16 protein-coding genes are annotated in these 15,743 nt (G+C 61.6%); 7 read left to right on the top strand and 9 right to left on the bottom strand.

Features of this window, described 5'->3' with window-relative positions; translation table 11 throughout:
• On the top strand, positions 1-909 hold a 909-nt coding region (locus HMPREF1138_RS05265; protein ID WP_009057404.1), incomplete at its 5' end, for a DNA recombination protein RmuC.
• 63 nt (positions 910-972) lie between these two features.
• On the opposite strand, the gene HMPREF1138_RS05260 is transcribed toward HMPREF1138_RS05265, so the two are convergent.
• The 7 genes from HMPREF1138_RS05260 to HMPREF1138_RS10755 all read right to left on the bottom strand — a co-directional run bounded on the left by HMPREF1138_RS05260 (position 973) and on the right by HMPREF1138_RS10755 (position 10,472).
• The gene (locus HMPREF1138_RS05260; RefSeq protein ID WP_009057405.1) at positions 973-4,074 is read right to left on the bottom strand and encodes a type I restriction endonuclease subunit R; all 3,102 of its coding nucleotides are present in this window, start codon (positions 4,072-4,074) and stop codon (positions 973-975) included.
• Complete coding sequence (locus HMPREF1138_RS05255) at positions 4,071-5,282, bottom strand: restriction endonuclease subunit S (protein WP_009057425.1); 1,212 nt, start codon at positions 5,280-5,282, stop codon at positions 4,071-4,073. Before HMPREF1138_RS05255 ends, HMPREF1138_RS05260 begins: the two co-directional genes overlap by 4 nt.
• A complete protein-coding gene (locus HMPREF1138_RS05250; protein WP_009057424.1) occupies positions 5,279-7,207 on the bottom strand; it encodes a type I restriction-modification system subunit M in 1,929 nt (642 codons plus the stop codon). The genes HMPREF1138_RS05255 and HMPREF1138_RS05250 overlap by 4 nt, the downstream gene beginning before the upstream one ends.
• A 104-nt stretch (positions 7,208-7,311) precedes the next feature.
• On the bottom strand, positions 7,312-8,367 hold the full coding sequence (gene mcrC, locus HMPREF1138_RS05245; RefSeq protein WP_009057408.1) for a 5-methylcytosine-specific restriction endonuclease system specificity protein McrC: 1,056 nt from the start codon (positions 8,365-8,367) through the stop codon (positions 7,312-7,314).
• Entirely contained in the window at positions 8,364-9,758 is a 1,395-nt protein-coding gene (locus tag HMPREF1138_RS05240; RefSeq protein ID WP_009057416.1) for an AAA family ATPase, read from the bottom strand. The genes mcrC and HMPREF1138_RS05240 overlap by 4 nt, the downstream gene beginning before the upstream one ends.
• A gap of 163 nt (positions 9,759-9,921) precedes the next feature.
• Complete coding sequence (locus HMPREF1138_RS05235) at positions 9,922-10,293, bottom strand: type II toxin-antitoxin system VapC family toxin (protein WP_009057410.1); 372 nt, start codon at positions 10,291-10,293, stop codon at positions 9,922-9,924.
• On the bottom strand, positions 10,290-10,472 hold the full coding sequence (locus HMPREF1138_RS10755) for a type II toxin-antitoxin system VapB family antitoxin (protein ID WP_238318613.1): 183 nt from the start codon (positions 10,470-10,472) through the stop codon (positions 10,290-10,292). The genes HMPREF1138_RS05235 and HMPREF1138_RS10755 overlap by 4 nt, the downstream gene beginning before the upstream one ends.
• A 392-nt stretch (positions 10,473-10,864) precedes the next feature.
• Between HMPREF1138_RS10755 and HMPREF1138_RS05230 the strand changes: the two genes are divergently transcribed.
• From HMPREF1138_RS05230 to HMPREF1138_RS10750, 6 genes are all read left to right on the top strand, one after another.
• On the top strand, positions 10,865-11,308 hold the full coding sequence (locus HMPREF1138_RS05230; RefSeq protein ID WP_009057412.1) for an Asp23/Gls24 family envelope stress response protein: 444 nt from the start codon (positions 10,865-10,867) through the stop codon (positions 11,306-11,308).
• A 32-nt stretch (positions 11,309-11,340) separates the two neighbouring features.
• Entirely contained in the window at positions 11,341-11,517 is a 177-nt protein-coding gene (locus HMPREF1138_RS11390) for a hypothetical protein (protein ID WP_009057414.1), read from the top strand.
• A gap of 5 nt (positions 11,518-11,522) precedes the next feature.
• Positions 11,523-11,936 (top strand): hypothetical protein, encoded by a 414-nt coding sequence (locus tag HMPREF1138_RS05220; RefSeq protein ID WP_009057418.1) that lies wholly within the window; start codon positions 11,523-11,525, stop codon positions 11,934-11,936.
• The gene (locus tag HMPREF1138_RS05215; RefSeq protein ID WP_039937016.1) at positions 11,933-12,481 is read left to right on the top strand and encodes a DUF6286 domain-containing protein; all 549 of its coding nucleotides are present in this window, start codon (positions 11,933-11,935) and stop codon (positions 12,479-12,481) included. The genes HMPREF1138_RS05220 and HMPREF1138_RS05215 overlap by 4 nt, the downstream gene beginning before the upstream one ends.
• Positions 12,482-12,494: 13 nt before the next feature.
• The gene (locus HMPREF1138_RS05210; RefSeq protein ID WP_039937013.1) at positions 12,495-13,142 is read left to right on the top strand and encodes a hypothetical protein; all 648 of its coding nucleotides are present in this window, start codon (positions 12,495-12,497) and stop codon (positions 13,140-13,142) included.
• Between the two features lie 417 nt (positions 13,143-13,559).
• Positions 13,560-14,030, top strand: a complete 471-nt coding sequence (locus tag HMPREF1138_RS10750; RefSeq protein WP_443110650.1) for a type IIL restriction-modification enzyme MmeI — start codon at positions 13,560-13,562, stop codon at positions 14,028-14,030.
• Positions 14,031-14,100: 70 nt separating this feature from the next.
• On the opposite strand, the gene erm is transcribed toward HMPREF1138_RS10750, so the two are convergent.
• Positions 14,101-14,955, bottom strand: coding sequence for a 23S ribosomal RNA methyltransferase Erm (gene erm / locus HMPREF1138_RS10745; RefSeq protein ID WP_016456425.1), 855 nt, complete (start codon positions 14,953-14,955; stop codon positions 14,101-14,103).
• Between the two features lie 355 nt (positions 14,956-15,310).
• The coding region (locus tag HMPREF1138_RS05205; protein ID WP_202898341.1) for a transposase at positions 15,311-15,743 on the bottom strand (433 nt) is incomplete at its 5' end.

The raw sequence follows: 15,743 nt of genomic DNA, 5'->3' as shown, positions 1-15,743 counted from the left end.
GGGGCCCTCGCCGAACAGCTGCGCGACGCCGCGCAGCGTGAGGCGGACCTGGCCCGCACGACCGCCTCACTGGAGGGCGCCCTGCGCTCGCGCAGCGCGCGCGGCACGTGGGGCGAGGTCGAGCTCGCCCGCATCCTGGAGGCCTCGGGCATGATGGCGCACGTCGACTTCGCGGAGCAGCGTTCGATCGCTTCTCTCACTCAGGGACGAGGCCTGGGCGCGGGCGGCGCATCGACTGACCGCGGGCGCCCCGACGTGACGATTCACCTGCCGGGCCAGGGGTTCCTCGCCCTCGACGCGAAGGCCCCGATGGACGCGTACCTGCGGGCCTGCAGCATTGAGGACAGCGGGGAGGATGCGGAGGCTCGGCGCCGCGCTGAGCTCGCAGCACACGCGAAGGCCTTGCGTTCCCACGTGGAGGTGCTCGCGTCGCGCGACTACGCGCGCGCTCTCGGTTCCTCGCCCGAGCTGGTGATCCTCTTCGTCCCGTCGGAGGCTGCGCTGAGCGCCGCGCTGCGCTCGGACGGCGCACTCCTGGACGATGCGATGGCGCGCGGCGTGGCCCTGTGTTCCCCCGTCACCCTGCTGGCGGTGGCTCGCACATGCGCCACGGCGTGGGCGCGCACGACGATTAACGAGCAGGCTGACCAGGTCATCGCCTTGGGCCGCGACCTGTACGAGCGGCTCGGCGTCGTCGCCGGCCACATGGACAACCTGGGCAAGAACCTGGCGAAGAGCGTCGACTTCTACAACAAGGCCGTGTCCTCGATGGAGACCCGCCTCCTGTCCCGCGCGCGTTCCGTCACCGCCCTCGAGTCCGCCTCGAAGAAACCCATGACGGCCACCGACATCGACCCGGACGCCGCCCAGGTCCGCGCCTTCACGAAGCCGGAGCTTGCGGGAAGGTGAGACGGCGGCACCGGCCCCGCGGCGCTTCAAGACCCGCGGAGCGAGGGGACACCGGGCATCCGGCTAGGCCTCGGCGCTCTCGCCACTGCGGCTGTAGTGAGCCTGTAGTGCATCTGCCGTGATTTCGACGATGTTTTGCAGGAAGGACTGATCCGTCATGTACGACTGAATCTCCTGGTTTTCCTGGCAGGTGCGAACCATGGCGACGCCGACGGCGTTCTTGAAGTCAGCGGATGCTTTGAGCTGGCTCGGGCTGTTCTTCTTCGCCATGGCCTGCGCGGCCTCGTTCTCATCCAGGAAACCCCAGAAAGTGGTGATGAATCCGGCGACGCTGCCCTCGGTCACGTCGACGTTCCTGGCCCGGAACATGTCGTTGACGCGGTCGATGACCTCCGCGAGGGGCCCCTTCGTCGGAGTCTGCCCGCCGCGGAACTCGCCATCGAAGCCGGGAAGCACCATCGGCTCGACGCTGCCCTCGCTCAGGGAGTGGTCCTCGTTGATGGCGGAGGGCACGAGCTGCACGCCGGAGAGCTGCACGCCCTCGAGGTAGGAGTCGTCGTACTGGTTGCCGTCCATGTGCAGGTTGCGCGACAGGAGGGTGGCCACGATGGCGCGCTTGTGCAGGTCCGGGTCCTGGTAGTCGACGATTTGGCTGAGGAACTGCCAGGCGTTGCGGTAGCTGATCGTGTCCGCGCGGAAGCTACGCAGGGAATCCTTGAGTTCGCTGTCCTTGCTCAGGCGCGCGCGCTTCCACGCGGCCTGCCACCGCTCCTTGATGGGCCCCAGGGCCCGCGCGATGGCTTCGCCGCCGGCATCGCTCAGGTACGCGTCGGCGACCGCTTCCATCTCCACCATCGTGTAGATGCCGGCAGTGTCCAGGCGTTCGGCGATCGTGATGAGCGAGTTCGGGTCGACTTCCCCGGCCACGTGCGCGTCCGAGTAGTACATCTTGAAGTCGTCCTCGATGCTGGCCGGCGTGTTCTGGAAGTCCACGACCATGGGCGCGGTCTTACCGGGGTAGGTGCGGTTGAGGCGCGAAAGGGTCTGCACGGCGGCGATGCCGGACAGTTTCTTGTCCACGTACATGGCGACGAGGCGCGGCTCGTCGAAGCCGGTCTGGAACTTGTTGGCGACGATGAGGACCTTGTAGGCCTCCTCACGGAACGCTCGCGCCGTGTCGCCGCGCCCGTTGAGCGAGGCCTCGGTGACGGTTTCGCCGTCGTCGGATTCCAGGGATCCGGAGAAGGCGACGAGGGGACGAATGTCGGTGTAGCCCTGCGTGTCGATGTAGGAGTTCATTGCCTCGAACCAGCGGTAGGCCTCGAGGCGTGAGCTGGTGACGACCATCGCGCGGGCGTTGCCGGTGAGCAGGGGTTTGACGTTGCGTTGGAAGTGTTCGACGACGACCCGCACTTTCTGCGCGATGGCGGTGGGGTGCAGGCGGGCGAACTGCACGATCGCGGTGACGGCGTGGCCCGTGTCGACCAGGGGTTCTTCCTCGGAGTTGTCGAGCTCGTTCTTGACGCGCAGGAACATGTCGTATGTCGAGTAGTTGGTGAGCACATCGAGGATGAAGCCCTCTTCGATGGCTTGGGCCATCGTGTAGGTGTCGAAGGCCCTCCAGTTGCCATCCTCGTCCTGGGTGCCGAACAGGCGCAAGGTCTTGGCCTTGGGCGTGGCGGTGAGCGCGATGAAGGTGATGTTGCTGGAGGCGGCGATGGCCGAGTCCTTGGCGGCGAGCAGTTCGTCGGCGCTGACGTTCTCGGGGTCTTCCACATCGATGTCGGCGAGGAGGGCTTTGAGACCCCTCGCGCTGGACCCGGACTGGGAGGAGTGGGCTTCGTCGGCGACGACCGCCCAGTTGCGTCCGCGCAGTTCGGAGGTGTCTTCGATGAGCTTCATGACCTCGGGGAAGGTCTGGAGCGTGCAGGTGATGATGTGGTCGCCTTCGATGAGGGCTTTCTTCAGCTGCGGGGATTTCGCGCCCGATTTTTCGCCGACGGCGACGACCAGTCCGTTGGAGGAGTGGACGAGGCCCATGTCGCCTCGGATGTTTTCGTCGAGGACGGTGCGGTCGGTGACGACGATGACGGAGTCGAAGGTGGAGTTCGCCTGGGAGTCAACGTGGCGGATGAGGCGGTGGCTGAGCCAGGCGATGGTTTTGGTTTTGCCGGAGCCCGCGGAGTGCCAGACCAGGTAGCGTCCGCCGGGCCCCGTCGCTTCGATGTCGCCGATGATGCGTTCGACGGCGCGCAGCTGGTGGAAGCGCGGGAAGACCAGGCGCCCGTCGTCTTTCTTTCCGCGTCGGCCGGGCTCATAGAGCGCGTAGTCCTTGAGGACGCGCATGAAGGTGGGGCGGGCGAGGATGTCGCGCCACAGGTAGTTGGTGGCGGATCCGCTCGCCGAGGGCGGGTTGCCTTCGTGCCCATTGTTTCCCTGGTTGAAGGGCAGGAAGACGGTGTTTTCGCCGGCAAGTTTGGTGGTCATGAAGACGAGGTCGTTCGAGACGGCGAAGTGGACGAGGGCGCGCCCGGGGGCCAGGAGGGGGCGGTTTGCGCCGGGCTTGCGGTCGTCCTTGTATTGGCGGATCGCGTGGTGAACGGACTGGGTGTTGTCGGTCTTGAGTTCCATCGTGACGACGGGGATGCCGTTGGCGCACAGGACGACGTCGATGGACTCGTTGGTGGTGGCGTCGAAGCGGACTTGACGCATGACGCGCAGGCGCACGGCGTCCGAGGCTTCTGCGACTTCGATCAGCTCGGGGTTCGCGGGCGGGAATTCCATCATGGGGCCGAACTTGGCGGCGGGGCGGCCGACTTGGGCGTAGGTGAAGCCGGTGCGCAGGACGCCGAGGAGGCCTCCCACGGGTTTCCCTGCCGTGTCGATGCGGGTCGCTTTACTCAGTTCCTTGGTCAGGTGGGCGAGGAGGTCACGCTCGGCTTTGTCTCGCTGCCCGTCCGTGAGGTCCGCGGGGATCGCCTTGTCGTATTCGTCCGGGTACTGGGTGGACAGCCAGTGGAGGACGTCGCCGGGGACGAGGGCGAGGCGCAGGTCCCAGCCCGCAGCGCGGGTGTCTCCTTCGTCCTGGTAGAGCCAGCCGCGCTCGCCCAGTTCGGAGCAGATGGTGGATTCGAATTCGTATTCGAGGAGCTGATCGTGGCTCATGCGGGGACCTTCTTTCGTCCGGTGACGACGTCGGTGATGAGGGCGGCCCGGCGCTCGACGAGGAGGGCCTTGAGTTCGTCGATCGTGGCGAGCATGGCGTCGATCCGACCGGTCACCTCGTCGAGGTGGTCGGCGATGCGCTGTTGCTCCTCCAACGACATATCAGGAATAGGAAGATTCTTAGCTTTATCGGATGATAAACCCGGGATTGTGGCACCGTCTGCGAGAAGACCAATTAATCCACTGGAGTAATGTCCCTTCACGCAATAATTAAGAAATCGTCCATCGTGGTGCTGATCTGGCCTCACACGGATCACATGGTTCTGAAACCCCCAGCCAGGCATATCCTGCGCAAGATGGGCACTCCGCCCGAATCCAGCTCCACCCTCTACTACGAGGACATCACCTTTTCTGAGATCATACTTTCGTTGTTCCTCTCGGGTCATCCACATCCGCTGATCGTCAAGCTCCAAGCAGCTGGGCTGAATAGACGCGGCACGTATGTAGTTCACTGATGTTTCGTGATCACTCTTTCGCACTCCTTGGAATGTCTTTCCCAGAGAAATGTCCGCGCAGAACTTTAATCTCGTCAAGCTTCCTGACCGCGCAATAGTTTCCCGTTCAACCACGGAAGCTCTGCGCGAATTAAGCGCTTCGTTCAAGACATCGAGCTTGGCAAGCATCGCGTCGATCTCATATGTCTCATGATCAAGGTACTGCGCGATTATTCGTTGGCTTTCAAGAGGCGGCAGGGGGAGGCCCATGCGAGCAAAACGCGCATAATTAATTGTCTGACCGTCGCGAAGCTGATCCGTCAGATTATTTAACTGCTCAATAAAAATGCGCGACTTCATAAGGTAACGAAAATACCCGCTCTGAACGAGTGGGGAGGGACGAAGCACAGTGTACGCCTGACTCACTTTTCCGCGCAACGAAGATTGCTCGAGCCCACCTTGAAAGCTTCGGAGATGCGAAATGAAATCACCTTCATACACCGCTTTCATCTTGTCTGCGCCAGTAAGATTCAAGACGACGCGGCTACCGGCAATCTCCATATATTCGGTCTGAGGTAGGACCCCATACGCCTGCGAGGGCGTCAGATGTACAGCATCAGGTTCAGCTTTATCGGCGCGTTCAGAGAATAGCGACCACGCTGGCACACACGCCCAATCATCGGGTATCTCATCAAGCCATTCTGTCAGGATCATCCCCTGCTAACCTCCTGGAAGATCTGCGCCAGCTCGCCCATGATTCGCTGCACGTCCGCGTCGATGTCGGCCAGCGGGCGCGGCTCCTCGGGCACGTAGAAGATACGCGTGAAGGGGATCTCGTTGCCGTCCTTCGCTTTGGACTCGTCCCACGTGGCGCCGGGAGCGAAGGGGAGAACCTCGGCGGCCATGTGTTCGTCCAAGTCCTGGCTCGCCGGCACGCGCTCCACGATCTTCCACCCGTCCGCCAGGACGGGAGCCCCCTTGCGGTCCACCGCCAGGGGCGCGTTCTCGTCCGGGACGGCCATCGCCTTCATGACGGCGTCGATGAGCCCCACCGGCGCCTTGATGCCCTCGGCCTTCGCGCCAGCCCGTATCAGTTCCGGCAGCTCGTTCCACTCGGCGCCATCCAGGCCTCGCAGAACGCGAACCAAGGCCTCGCTGAAGTCGCGGCGAGAGCGCAACGCGTCCACGGCCTCGTCCGAAAAGCGCGCCGCCAACCGCGCCTGCTTGAACACGGGCACGTCCCGGAACATGAAATCCTGCGGCGTCAGGATCCGCGAAATCTCCGAATCCTCGAAACGCTGGTAGGCGTGGACCACGGCCTCGCGGTTCGCCTCGCTCATCTCGCGCCGCTTATCGCCCATCCCCTTGCGCATCGGCTCCCACAAGCCCGACGCATCGAGCAGCTGAATCTTTCCGCGACGCTTCAGCGGCTTATCGTTATCCAGGATCCACACGTATGTCGCGATACCCGTGCCATAGAACATTTGCGTCGGCAGCGCAATAATCGCGTCGATCAAATCCTCATCGAAGAGCCACTGGCGGATCGAATTCGGACCCGTATCCGAGTTAAACAGCGGCGACGCGTTCGACACCACGGCCGCGCGCCCACCCGACGGGCTCAACTTCGACGCGCAATGGCACAGGAACAGCATCTGCCCGTCCGACTTGCTCGGCAGCCCGTGACTGAAACGGGACCCCGGCACCTGCGCCTGCTCCTTCACCGACGCCTGCTCCACCTCCCAGTCCCCGCCAAACGGCGGATTAGACAGGACGTAGTCGAAGGTCTTATCCGCGTGCAGGTCCTCCAGGAGCGTATCCCCCTTCAGGATCGCATCCGGGCGCCCACCCTGAATGAGCAGGTCGGCCTTACCCAGCGCGTAGGCGGAATCCATCATCTCCTGGCCGTAGACCGTGACCTTGACGCCCGGGTTCAGTTCCCGCAGCGCCTCCTGGGCGACCAGCAGCATGCCGCCCGAACCCGCCGTCGGATCGTAAATCGAGCGCAGCACGTCCTCCCCCGCTAGCGACTCGGCGTCCGCGGCGAAAAGCACGTCGACCATCAGCTTGATCGCGTCACGCGGCGTGTAGAACGCGCCCGCGGCCTTCCCCTTCTTGTCGAAGGCCCGGTACATAACGTCCTCGAAAATGTCGCCCATCGTCGAATCCTCAACGCTCGTGGACCCCAGCGACAGCGTCGAAAAGTGCTTAACCACCTCCAGCAGGCGATTCGCCGCGCTGAGCTTGGCGACCAGCTTGGGGAACTCGAACGCGGTCCAGATGTCCGCGATGTTGTGCGAGAAACCGTTGACGTAGCTGAGCAGCGCCCTATCCACGTTGTCATCCACCGACGCGATACGCGCCAGGTTGAACGGGGAGGTGTTGAAGAAGCTCAAGCCGAAACGATTGCTGACGGCAATATCGATCAGGTACGAGGGCATGTCGCCCTGCGCCTTGACGAACTCGATGACATCGTCCTTCGTGTCCTCCAACAGGCATTCAAGGCGGCGCAGGACCGTGAACGGCAGGATGTAGTCGCCGTACTCCTGGGGTTCGACGACGTTACGCAGGTACTTGTCAGCCGTGTCCCACACGATCCGGGCGGTGGTGGATGCCGCCGCGCGCGATGCCTCGTTTGCCATGACCGTCTTACTCCCCTGCGCCTGCGACTACTGCTATTACAACGAAAAATGAGGACGTCCCGCCCGCTGGCATGCCAGCAAGAGAGCATCCATTGAAGTCTACCTCACGACGCCAAAGCTGACGGGGACGTGAGCATGTCAGCGATGCCGTCCAACTGTGCGCGGATCTCCTCAAAAGGCCGGTCCAGGTCGAGCGTCCTCACGCCGATCTGGTTGCCGCTCATGCGATACGTGACGTCGGGCTGCACCTCCTCGTCGGTCGCGGCGTACAGGAGCATGCCCGACACCTCGACGCTTTCCCCCGCGCGCTCCAGCACCGCCTGCTTGTTCTTCACGTACGCGAAGATCTGATAGAGGTTTCCCGAGTGCACGGTCTTCTTGTCGAAGTTGCTCTGCATCGTGGACTTGTAGTACTTCGCGTCGATGATGAGCACGCGGCCGCGAGCGCTCAGCGTAATGTCACTGCGCATGGCGGGCAGGCCATCCGACATGCCATCGTCGAGCGCCCACTCGACGAACGAGGCACTGGCACGCAGCCGTGGGTGTTCCCTGCGGTAGTACTCGAGGATGAATTTCTCATACAGGCGGCTCATGCGCTGCTCGTCGAAGAAATCCATCATGCGCACGCTGCCGTCGCTCTGGGTTTGAAGCAGTCCTTTGACGACGAGCCAGCACACCGCCATCAGCATGCGGTAGGTGCGGTTGTTGCGGTCGTAGCGCATGTTCCAGTTGACCGTGTGCAGGTCGATCTCGCGCACGTTCGCGAAGTACACCATGAGCTTCTTCAGGCTCTTCTTGCGTGCCCGTGAGATGTCCGAGCGCACGAGCAGCGCGACCGTCGCCCTAATGACGCGGTTCATCGTCGTGTCAACGCTGAACTCGTCGTAGGAGCACACCAGCTGGCGGCGCCAAATCGCCTGCGATTTCACGGATTCGGTGACCTTGATTGTGCCGCGCAGGGAGGAGCGCGCCTCGGTTCGGCTGACGTATTCCTGCCCGAGGCCTCGTTTGAGTTGCAGGGACACGCCCCGTTCGAGGATCGCGGCGCACAGCTCGGCCGCGTTATCGAAGTCTTCCGTGGCCACGGAACGGTAGCCCTGCTCGGTGAGCGCCGAGAAGGCGTAGGCGAGCATGTGGAAGAGGTTGCGGACGCGGATCACCGCAGCGGCCTACGCAGCCTGTCGGCCCACTCGCAGACCTTGCCGGGTTCGTCGAACCAGTACTCCTTGAGCATCGGGATGAGCTCGTACTCCACGATCGAGGCCAGGGTCGCGTCGGTGCAGTTCTCAGGTTTCATGTTGCAGAAGTAGCTGTGCCCGATGCAGAAGCCATCACCGAGGGACTCGTCCTCGGCGATCACCTTGTTCAGCGACACCACCTCGCTCACCAGGGCCTCGAACCTCGAATTGTCGAGGCCGGAGCAGTACTCACGGAAGCCGTCGGAGTCGAAGGCGGGGCGCAGTTCCACGAAGGCAAAGCGGCGGCGCAGCGCGTAGTCGAGCATCGCGAGGCTACGGTCCGCCGTGTTCATCATGCCGATAATGTGGACGTTTGCCGGCACGCAGAACAGTTCGTGGGAGTAGAGGAGTTGGAGCTTGTACTCCGGCCCACGTTTATCGCTCTCGATGAGCATGAACAGCTCGCCGAAGATCGTGGAGAGGTTGCCGCGGTTGATCTCGTCGATGATGAAGAAGTAGTCATTATCCTGATCGTCGGCGGCCTTCCTACAGAAGGAGTAGAACACTCCCTTAACCAGCTCAAACCCCGCACCGGAGGGGCGGTACCCTTCGATGAAGTCCTCGTAGGAGTAGCTCTGGTGAAACTGGACCAGCTTGACGCGCGAGGTGTCCTTGACACCCATCATCGAGTAGGCCAGGCGCTTGGCGGCAAAGGTCTTACCCACTCCGGGCGCGCCCTGCATGATGATGTTTTTCTTTGTTCTCAACAGGCCAACGATCGCGTCGTATTGCTCGCGGTCCATGTAGACCTCTTCGAGAAACTTCTCGACGGAATACTCGGTCAAGGGCACCGGCATTTCCTCACCGTCGAGCGCGCCGTCCTCTTCCTCGAAAAAAGCCTTCAATTGAGCCAGTCGGTCGGTGTAGTCGGTGATCTCAGTGAGGGTCTTCCTCACCGACCACGGCTTGTCGAGGCTCCAGTTTCCCTTGTGGGTCCAGCGGACCCCGCGGACGTTCCGGTAGTGCTCGGCGTCCGCATCGTAGACGTAGTCGCCTGTGACAACGCCTCGCCCGATGATCTCTTTGATGCCTCGTTTCGCAACGATGACGTCGCCCGGCTTCATCTCGTTCGCGAACTGCCACAGGGCAAGAACGTCGTTCGTTGGCCTGCCCGGGCCAGGGGATGTCTGAAGCAGCTGGCGTTCCAGGTCCGACCTGCTGGCGTACGCCCTCAGGTCGCCTAGCTCCCCCCAGGCGAGGCCCATGATGCCGCGCGCGTAAAAGTCGTCCCACTCGGATGCGCGGTGTCCCGGCGCGAAGAGCCAATAGCGCACGGTCTGCACGCCGTCATCCCCGAGAGCAGATGCCTGCATTGTCGCCTCCTTGCCAAGCGCGGCCATAAGTACCGGCTATCCGTCGTCACGGTGACACACTATCATTGAGTGATAAGCGACACGCTTCACGCTCGCACTCGCTCAACGCCAAAGCCGGGCCACGCTCGCGCGACCCGGCCACGGCCTCGTCAGTGCGCACTCCTCAGTCAAGGTTCGCCAACACGCCCACGTCACGTGCGGCCTGACGTAGGCGCTTATCGCGCGTCCACAGCGAGACACCAGGGGTTACGACAGCACTTGCCAGGAGTGCCACGTCGACCGCACTGAGTCCTCTACCCCACAGCCGCCGCTCCTCGACGAGGTGCCGGACCCCCTGATCGCCGACGTTGCGCACGATCATCAAGCGCTCAAGCATTTTCAGAAAGAACGACCGATTCTTGAGGTTCCCCAACGCGAGCTCAGTGATGACACTCTGGTGTACGCACACCTGGTCGCGCTCAAGCAGATCGACCAGAACCGGCTCAGTTTTCCGCAGGTGATCGATCCAGATGTTCGTGTCAACGAGGACTCTCATGCGCGCTGCCGACTCCGAGGCGCAGCCTCCGCCGCCGAATCGCTGCCGCCGAGCGCGGCGAGCTGCCGACCGCTCTCAATGCGAACGAGAAGCTCAACCGCATTCCTGATTAGAGCGGATCGTTCTCTAATCCCGGTCAGTTCCTCGGCGCGCGCAAGCAGGTCATCATCGAGTGTCACAGTGGTTCTCAAGGCTACCTCCACATTCAGAATAGCATCACGAGCGTCATCATTTGATTCAACTAATGATGCACTCCTCTACTCGAGCACCGACCACAGCGAAGCCGGGCCACGCCCTCGCGCGACCCGGCCACGGCCTCGTCGCCACGGACACTCCCGTCACCTCGTATCACCATGTATCAAACCTTAGTGACGTATCCCATTAATAGAGATCTCAGCGCTTTTTCAACCGACTGTACCCATCACCTTGCGCAAGAATGGTCTCGGGGAGCAATACAGGGCGACGGGCAGGGCACACCTGTCGCAGTGTCTGTGACGATACTTCACTAATCCGTTGCTTAGCCGCGCCTTACTACACGGCCCCCACCTTCGATTCAATGAAAGAGGCTCACATGAGCGACAACAACGAGAACGTTGACCAGGACAAGACCCCCGAGGGTCCCCTCCAGACCGACCACGGCACGACCACCATCGAGGAAAACGTCGTCGCTAAGATCGCCGGCATGGCCGCCCGCCAGGTGCCCGGCGTGTACGGCATGGGCAACGCCGTGCGCCGCGCCTTCAGCGCCGTAACTGACCGCATCACCACCACCCAGACCAACGTCACCGGCGGCATCACCGTACACAAGGGCGAAACCCAGACCGCCATTGATGTCACTGTCGTCGTCGAGTACGGCTACTCCATCATCAACGTCTGCAACGACATTCGCAGCAACATCATCGACCAGATCGAAGGAACCACCGGCCTGGAGGTCGTCGAGGTCAACATCGACGTCACCGACGTCCACCTGCCCGAGGAGGAAACAAACACCTCCGACTCAACCGATCTGAAGTAGTCGACCTCGACGCCTGGATCTGAGGAATTCTCATGAAGACAACGCACCTGGCTCTCCTGGTGGGCCTGTTCATGGGAGCCGTTCTCGCGTTCGGTTCCTTCGCCAGCTTCGTCCTCGTTGCCCTGTGCGGCGTCGTCGGATGGGTAGTGGGCCTCTATCTGGAGGGCCGGGTCGATGTCCAACGTATCCTCGATTGGCGAAAGAGGTGACGAGCGTGGCCGCGCCTGACTCCGCAGTCACGCAGTCGAAGCCGTCGCGCGAGAAGGAATCCTCCTTGACGCAGCGCGGCACCACGACTATTCCGGCCAATGTCGTCGCCCGAATCGCCGCTCAAGCCGCGTTTGAATTTGCCGCTGTCGGCTCGAACGCAGGTGGAGTCCTCGGGATTGGCTCCCGCCGAAACTTCGGGTCTCGTCCCGAGGCTACGTGCCAACTCTATGGGCAGCGCGCGATCCTCCATCTGGACCTCGGCCTCGTCTTCCCCACCCCCTTGTCCTCCACTCTCGAGGACCTGCGTGCGCACGTGAGCGGTCGCGTTGAGAAGCTGTGCGGGATGAACGTTGGCAAGATAACCATCGACATATCCTGGCTCAACCCGAGCAATCGCGTCAGGAAGCCCCTGAGATGAGAACACCCGTACCGGCAATCGTTTATCGCCCGACCCGGAGCGCACCTGCCACCCTGTTGGCGTTGCTGCTCCTCATTGTGGGAGGCCTCGGCACATGGCTGACGGCGTACCGCTTCCTCAAGGGGGTCTGGCCACAGCGCGCCGTAACCACGCTTGACGCGGTTGGCGCGGCATCCCTCGGTTCCATCGCTGTGCTTGTCGCAGCCGGAGTCGCCGCCGCCTTTGGTCTCTTCCTCCTGATCGCAGCACTGTGGCCTGGCCGTCCCAAGCACCTCGCTTTTCTGCCCGACGTTATCCCCGGGCAGACGGCGCTTAGTCGCTCCGACCTGGCAACCCTCGTGAAGAGGCACGTCGAACAGATCGCCGCAATTCGATCCGCTTCCGCCACCGTGCGCAGGTCGCGAGTCGACGTGGTCGTCTTCAGCGACGCGGATGATTTAGACGCAGTGCGCGAAGCAGCGTCCAAGAAGACCACCGTGGCGCTGGAGATTTTCCGGCCCGTGGGTATCACTCACGGTCGCGTCCGCGTCAAGCGCGTGAGCTGAAAGAGAGCCACTTATGCGTTCAGTTTCTGCCGCTCTTAACAGAGTTTTCCTGGCCTTCTTCGGCTTGTTGATCGTCTGCGCAGCCGCCTGGTTCCTTGCCTCCGGCCTTGACGCCGGCCACTCGGTACCCAGCATCGCTGCTTACCTTGCAGCGGCGCAGGACGAGATCGGAGCATTACTCTCACCCCGGGCCCACTGGCTTCTACCGCTCGGCGTTCTGATGTCTGTCATCACCTTCATGGTCGGCTTGTTCCTGCTTCTCATGCAGGTGCCGCGCAGGCCTGCGAATTCTCCGCTCAGGCTCAGCGGCTCCGATGGCGATCTGGCGGCTACTCTCTCCCCCGATGTCCTGTCGCAAGCCCTCTCCGAGCGCGTTCAGGACCTTCCCGGTGTCGAGCGCTGTACCGTCTTCGTTACCGGTTCTCCGAGCAAGCTCTGGGTTCAGGCGGACACGAGCGTCGCACCAGACTGCGAGGTCGAGTGGATCGTGACCGAGCTCCGGAAGCTATTGAACGAGGACGTGGCTACGTCTCTGGGAACGCCTCCCAAGCAGCTCGACGTTCTCGTCCGCCTGGCGCGCTCGGTGAGTTCGACGTCAGTATCGAAGGCCGTCACAGGCCAGCCGTCGCCGGCAATCACAGGAACGGGAACAGGCGCATGAGGCGTGGGGCAGGGCGAATGAGACCCTGCCCCACGTTTATGTGCACCATGCGACCATATTCACGAGGCCGGGGCTGAGTTCAACCTGAACGCTAACGCCCCGAAAGCTCCCAACAGCAAAGCCGGGCCACGCCCTCGCGCGACCCGGCCACTGCCTCGTAGAAGAAAACTCAGACGTTGAAGCGGAACTCCACGGAGTGTCGTCGATAAATAACTATTCGATGCGCAAAGTACAACGAAATACCGCTAGAAACAGACAACATATGGGGGTGCACAGAAACACATATAGGTTCTGCGGAAAACCTATAGGGTGCGTCGCTAAAAACCGCTGTGCGCGAAAAACATAAAGGGTTTACGGACCCGGTCCCAGACCCCTCAATACTCTGAGCCGGAAGAATGGAAAGTGGAAGGTTGATGTATCCCCACTATTTATTTTTTCCGTTTTTCGGAGTACATCGGGAGCTACAACTGCGGACCAGCTCTGTGTGAACTAGATGAGAAGGCGCAGCAGCGAATCATCGACGCTGGACAGTTGGTGCTGCGGGCACGCGAGCGGCACCCCCAGCGGTCACTCGCGGAGCACTACAACCCGTTATCGATGGACCCAATTCTGCTCAAGGCTCACAACAACTTGGACCTGGAAGTCGATAAGGCTTTCGATGTGGCACGCAAACTCACCAACGAGCGCCAGCGCCAGGAGCTACTGTTCGCCAGCTACGGGGAGTTGGCGAGGGGCTATGTCTCCTCGCTTTCATCAAAATCGAAACCACCAGCAGGGTCGTTCCCCGTGCGGGTGATTTTGATCGGTCCCGCTGCTGGGTGTAGAACCCTGTCGCTGGCAACGCCGGGAACTATGACTGTGCCCGACGAGAACACGTCACTGCCATAACGCGGCTCACGGTAGACGAACATGGGTCGTTCACTACTACTGGTGGATTTCGGTTTTGGTGGTGGGGGGATTACCGCCGCCGGCCTCGATTTTTCCGTTGAGGAGGGCGTTGACTACTTCCCGATTGTGAAATGGGCCGATGGCGCGGTGAAGAGGAACCAGTCACCTGGAAGAGATCGATCCAGTCGCTGGTGTGCAATCTGGGAGGTAGGGTTGCGGGGTCGATTCCTCGCGAGCGCAACCATGATTGTGTCTCTGAACGTGATGAAAACAACCCTGCCCTTCGGAGAATTTCCCCTATCCCGCGTCCCCGGGCGGTGAAAACGGTGTGCACCATCGCCTGAAAGGCTTTGCGTTGCTCTATCGGGATCTTCGGGTCACCCACCCGGCGGATCACTAAGATCCCCCCGTCAACGTTTGGCTGTGGCCGGAAAGCAGACCTTGGTACTCGGGAACCAAGGTGAAACGTGAACCATGGGGACCACTGAGCTGTCATCATCGTGCTTGCACCTACCCCGGCCCGGCGGCGAGCGACTTCCCACTGCATGAGGAGTACAGCGGCAGTCCATGCCGGCGCATGCAACAACTTTCGAAGAATGGCAGTGGTGAGGTGAAAGGGAATGTTTCCCACAATGACGCAGGGAGTGGCGGGTAACGGGAAGTTGAGGAAATCATCATGGACCACTTCGACCGACGCCGAGGCGGTCTTTTTTGTGAGTTTGGCAGCTAGTTTTGCGTCTACCTCAACTGCCGTTATTGCCCTCCCCAAGTGGGATATCGGGTGAGTGAGGGCACCGCTTCCTGGCCCGATCTCAATGATGGGGCCGGAGGTTTGTTTTACAAGATCGACGATGGAGTTGATGATCTTGTGGTCTGTGAGAAAATTTTGGCCATGTTCGTGACGGCCGTATCCGTATGTAGACATTAGGTGTGCTCCGTGGAGTTGAAACGGAGCCGGGCATGGCAAATGGCCGCCCGGCTAAAGGACCGGAGCGGTTTCTAACCTGCGGGAGGGAGAAAACCGCCTTAGCGGCTGGTGAGCGGCCGCATGAAAACGGAACCTGAAATCAACATGGGCCTATCGTATCCAATTAATTTCGCAGGGTCCAATACGGTGAGAAAGAAGACAACCGCACCGCAACAGTGCAAGACCTCTCTGGATTGGAATTTAATTGAACATGGGTTTGGGGTACGACGCGCCCTACTCGGAGTGGCACGGACACTACGGCTGGGTCAAGTCCTGTGGAGTGGTGTAATCGTTTTGTGTCCTTCGGAGTGGGTTATGCGCTGAGTTGGAGTGGGGGTTCCTCCTGTTGGGTGGGTTGGGGTGTGAGTCGTGATTTGGTGAGGATGTCGAGGCTGAGGTAGCGTCGGCCTTCGGCCCATTCGTCGTTTTGTTCGGCTAGGACGGCTCCGACCAGGCGGATGATGGCCTGGCGGTTGGGGAAGATTCCCACGGAGTCGGTGCGTCGGCGGATTTCGCGGTTGAGGCGCTCATTGGGGTTGTTGGACCAGATCTGGGTCCATACCCCGGTGGGGAAGGACGCGAACGCGAGGACGTCTGCCCTGGCTTGATCGAGGTGATCACACACGGTGGGGAGCTTGTCGTGGACGTAGTCCAAGAGCCGGTCGTATTGAGCGTTGACCGATGCGGCGTCGGGTTGGTCGTACACCGAGTGCAGCATCGCTTTGACAGCGGGCCATAGCGTTTTT

Origin of the sequence: Actinomyces sp. ICM58 (assembly GCF_000283035.1) — a bacterium.
In the GTDB taxonomy this organism is placed as follows: Bacteria; Actinomycetota; Actinomycetes; order Actinomycetales; family Actinomycetaceae; genus Pauljensenia.
Note: the sequence above shows the minus strand (reverse complement) of the source record. Positions and strands in the feature narration are given on the sequence as shown.

What these genes read in the sequence shown, in the direction of transcription:
- HMPREF1138_RS05260 (WP_009057405.1), bottom strand. Translation starts at nt 4,074, where the DNA reads ATGAGCCACGATCAGCTCCTCGAATACGAATTCGAATCCACCATCTGC.
- erm (WP_016456425.1), bottom strand. Translation starts at nt 14,955, where the DNA reads ATGTCTACATACGGATACGGCCGTCACGAACATGGCCAAAATTTTCTC.
- HMPREF1138_RS05210 (WP_039937013.1), top strand. Translation starts at nt 12,495, where the DNA reads ATGCGTTCAGTTTCTGCCGCTCTTAACAGAGTTTTCCTGGCCTTCTTC.
- HMPREF1138_RS11390 (WP_009057414.1), top strand. Translation starts at nt 11,341, where the DNA reads ATGAAGACAACGCACCTGGCTCTCCTGGTGGGCCTGTTCATGGGAGCC.
- HMPREF1138_RS05255 (WP_009057425.1), bottom strand. Translation starts at nt 5,282, where the DNA reads ATGATCCTGACAGAATGGCTTGATGAGATACCCGATGATTGGGCGTGT.
- HMPREF1138_RS05230 (WP_009057412.1), top strand. Translation starts at nt 10,865, where the DNA reads ATGAGCGACAACAACGAGAACGTTGACCAGGACAAGACCCCCGAGGGT.
- HMPREF1138_RS05215 (WP_039937016.1), top strand. Translation starts at nt 11,933, where the DNA reads ATGAGAACACCCGTACCGGCAATCGTTTATCGCCCGACCCGGAGCGCA.
- HMPREF1138_RS05250 (WP_009057424.1), bottom strand. Translation starts at nt 7,207, where the DNA reads ATGGCAAACGAGGCATCGCGCGCGGCGGCATCCACCACCGCCCGGATC.
- HMPREF1138_RS05240 (WP_009057416.1), bottom strand. Translation starts at nt 9,758, where the DNA reads ATGCAGGCATCTGCTCTCGGGGATGACGGCGTGCAGACCGTGCGCTAT.
- HMPREF1138_RS05235 (WP_009057410.1), bottom strand. Translation starts at nt 10,293, where the DNA reads ATGAGAGTCCTCGTTGACACGAACATCTGGATCGATCACCTGCGGAAA.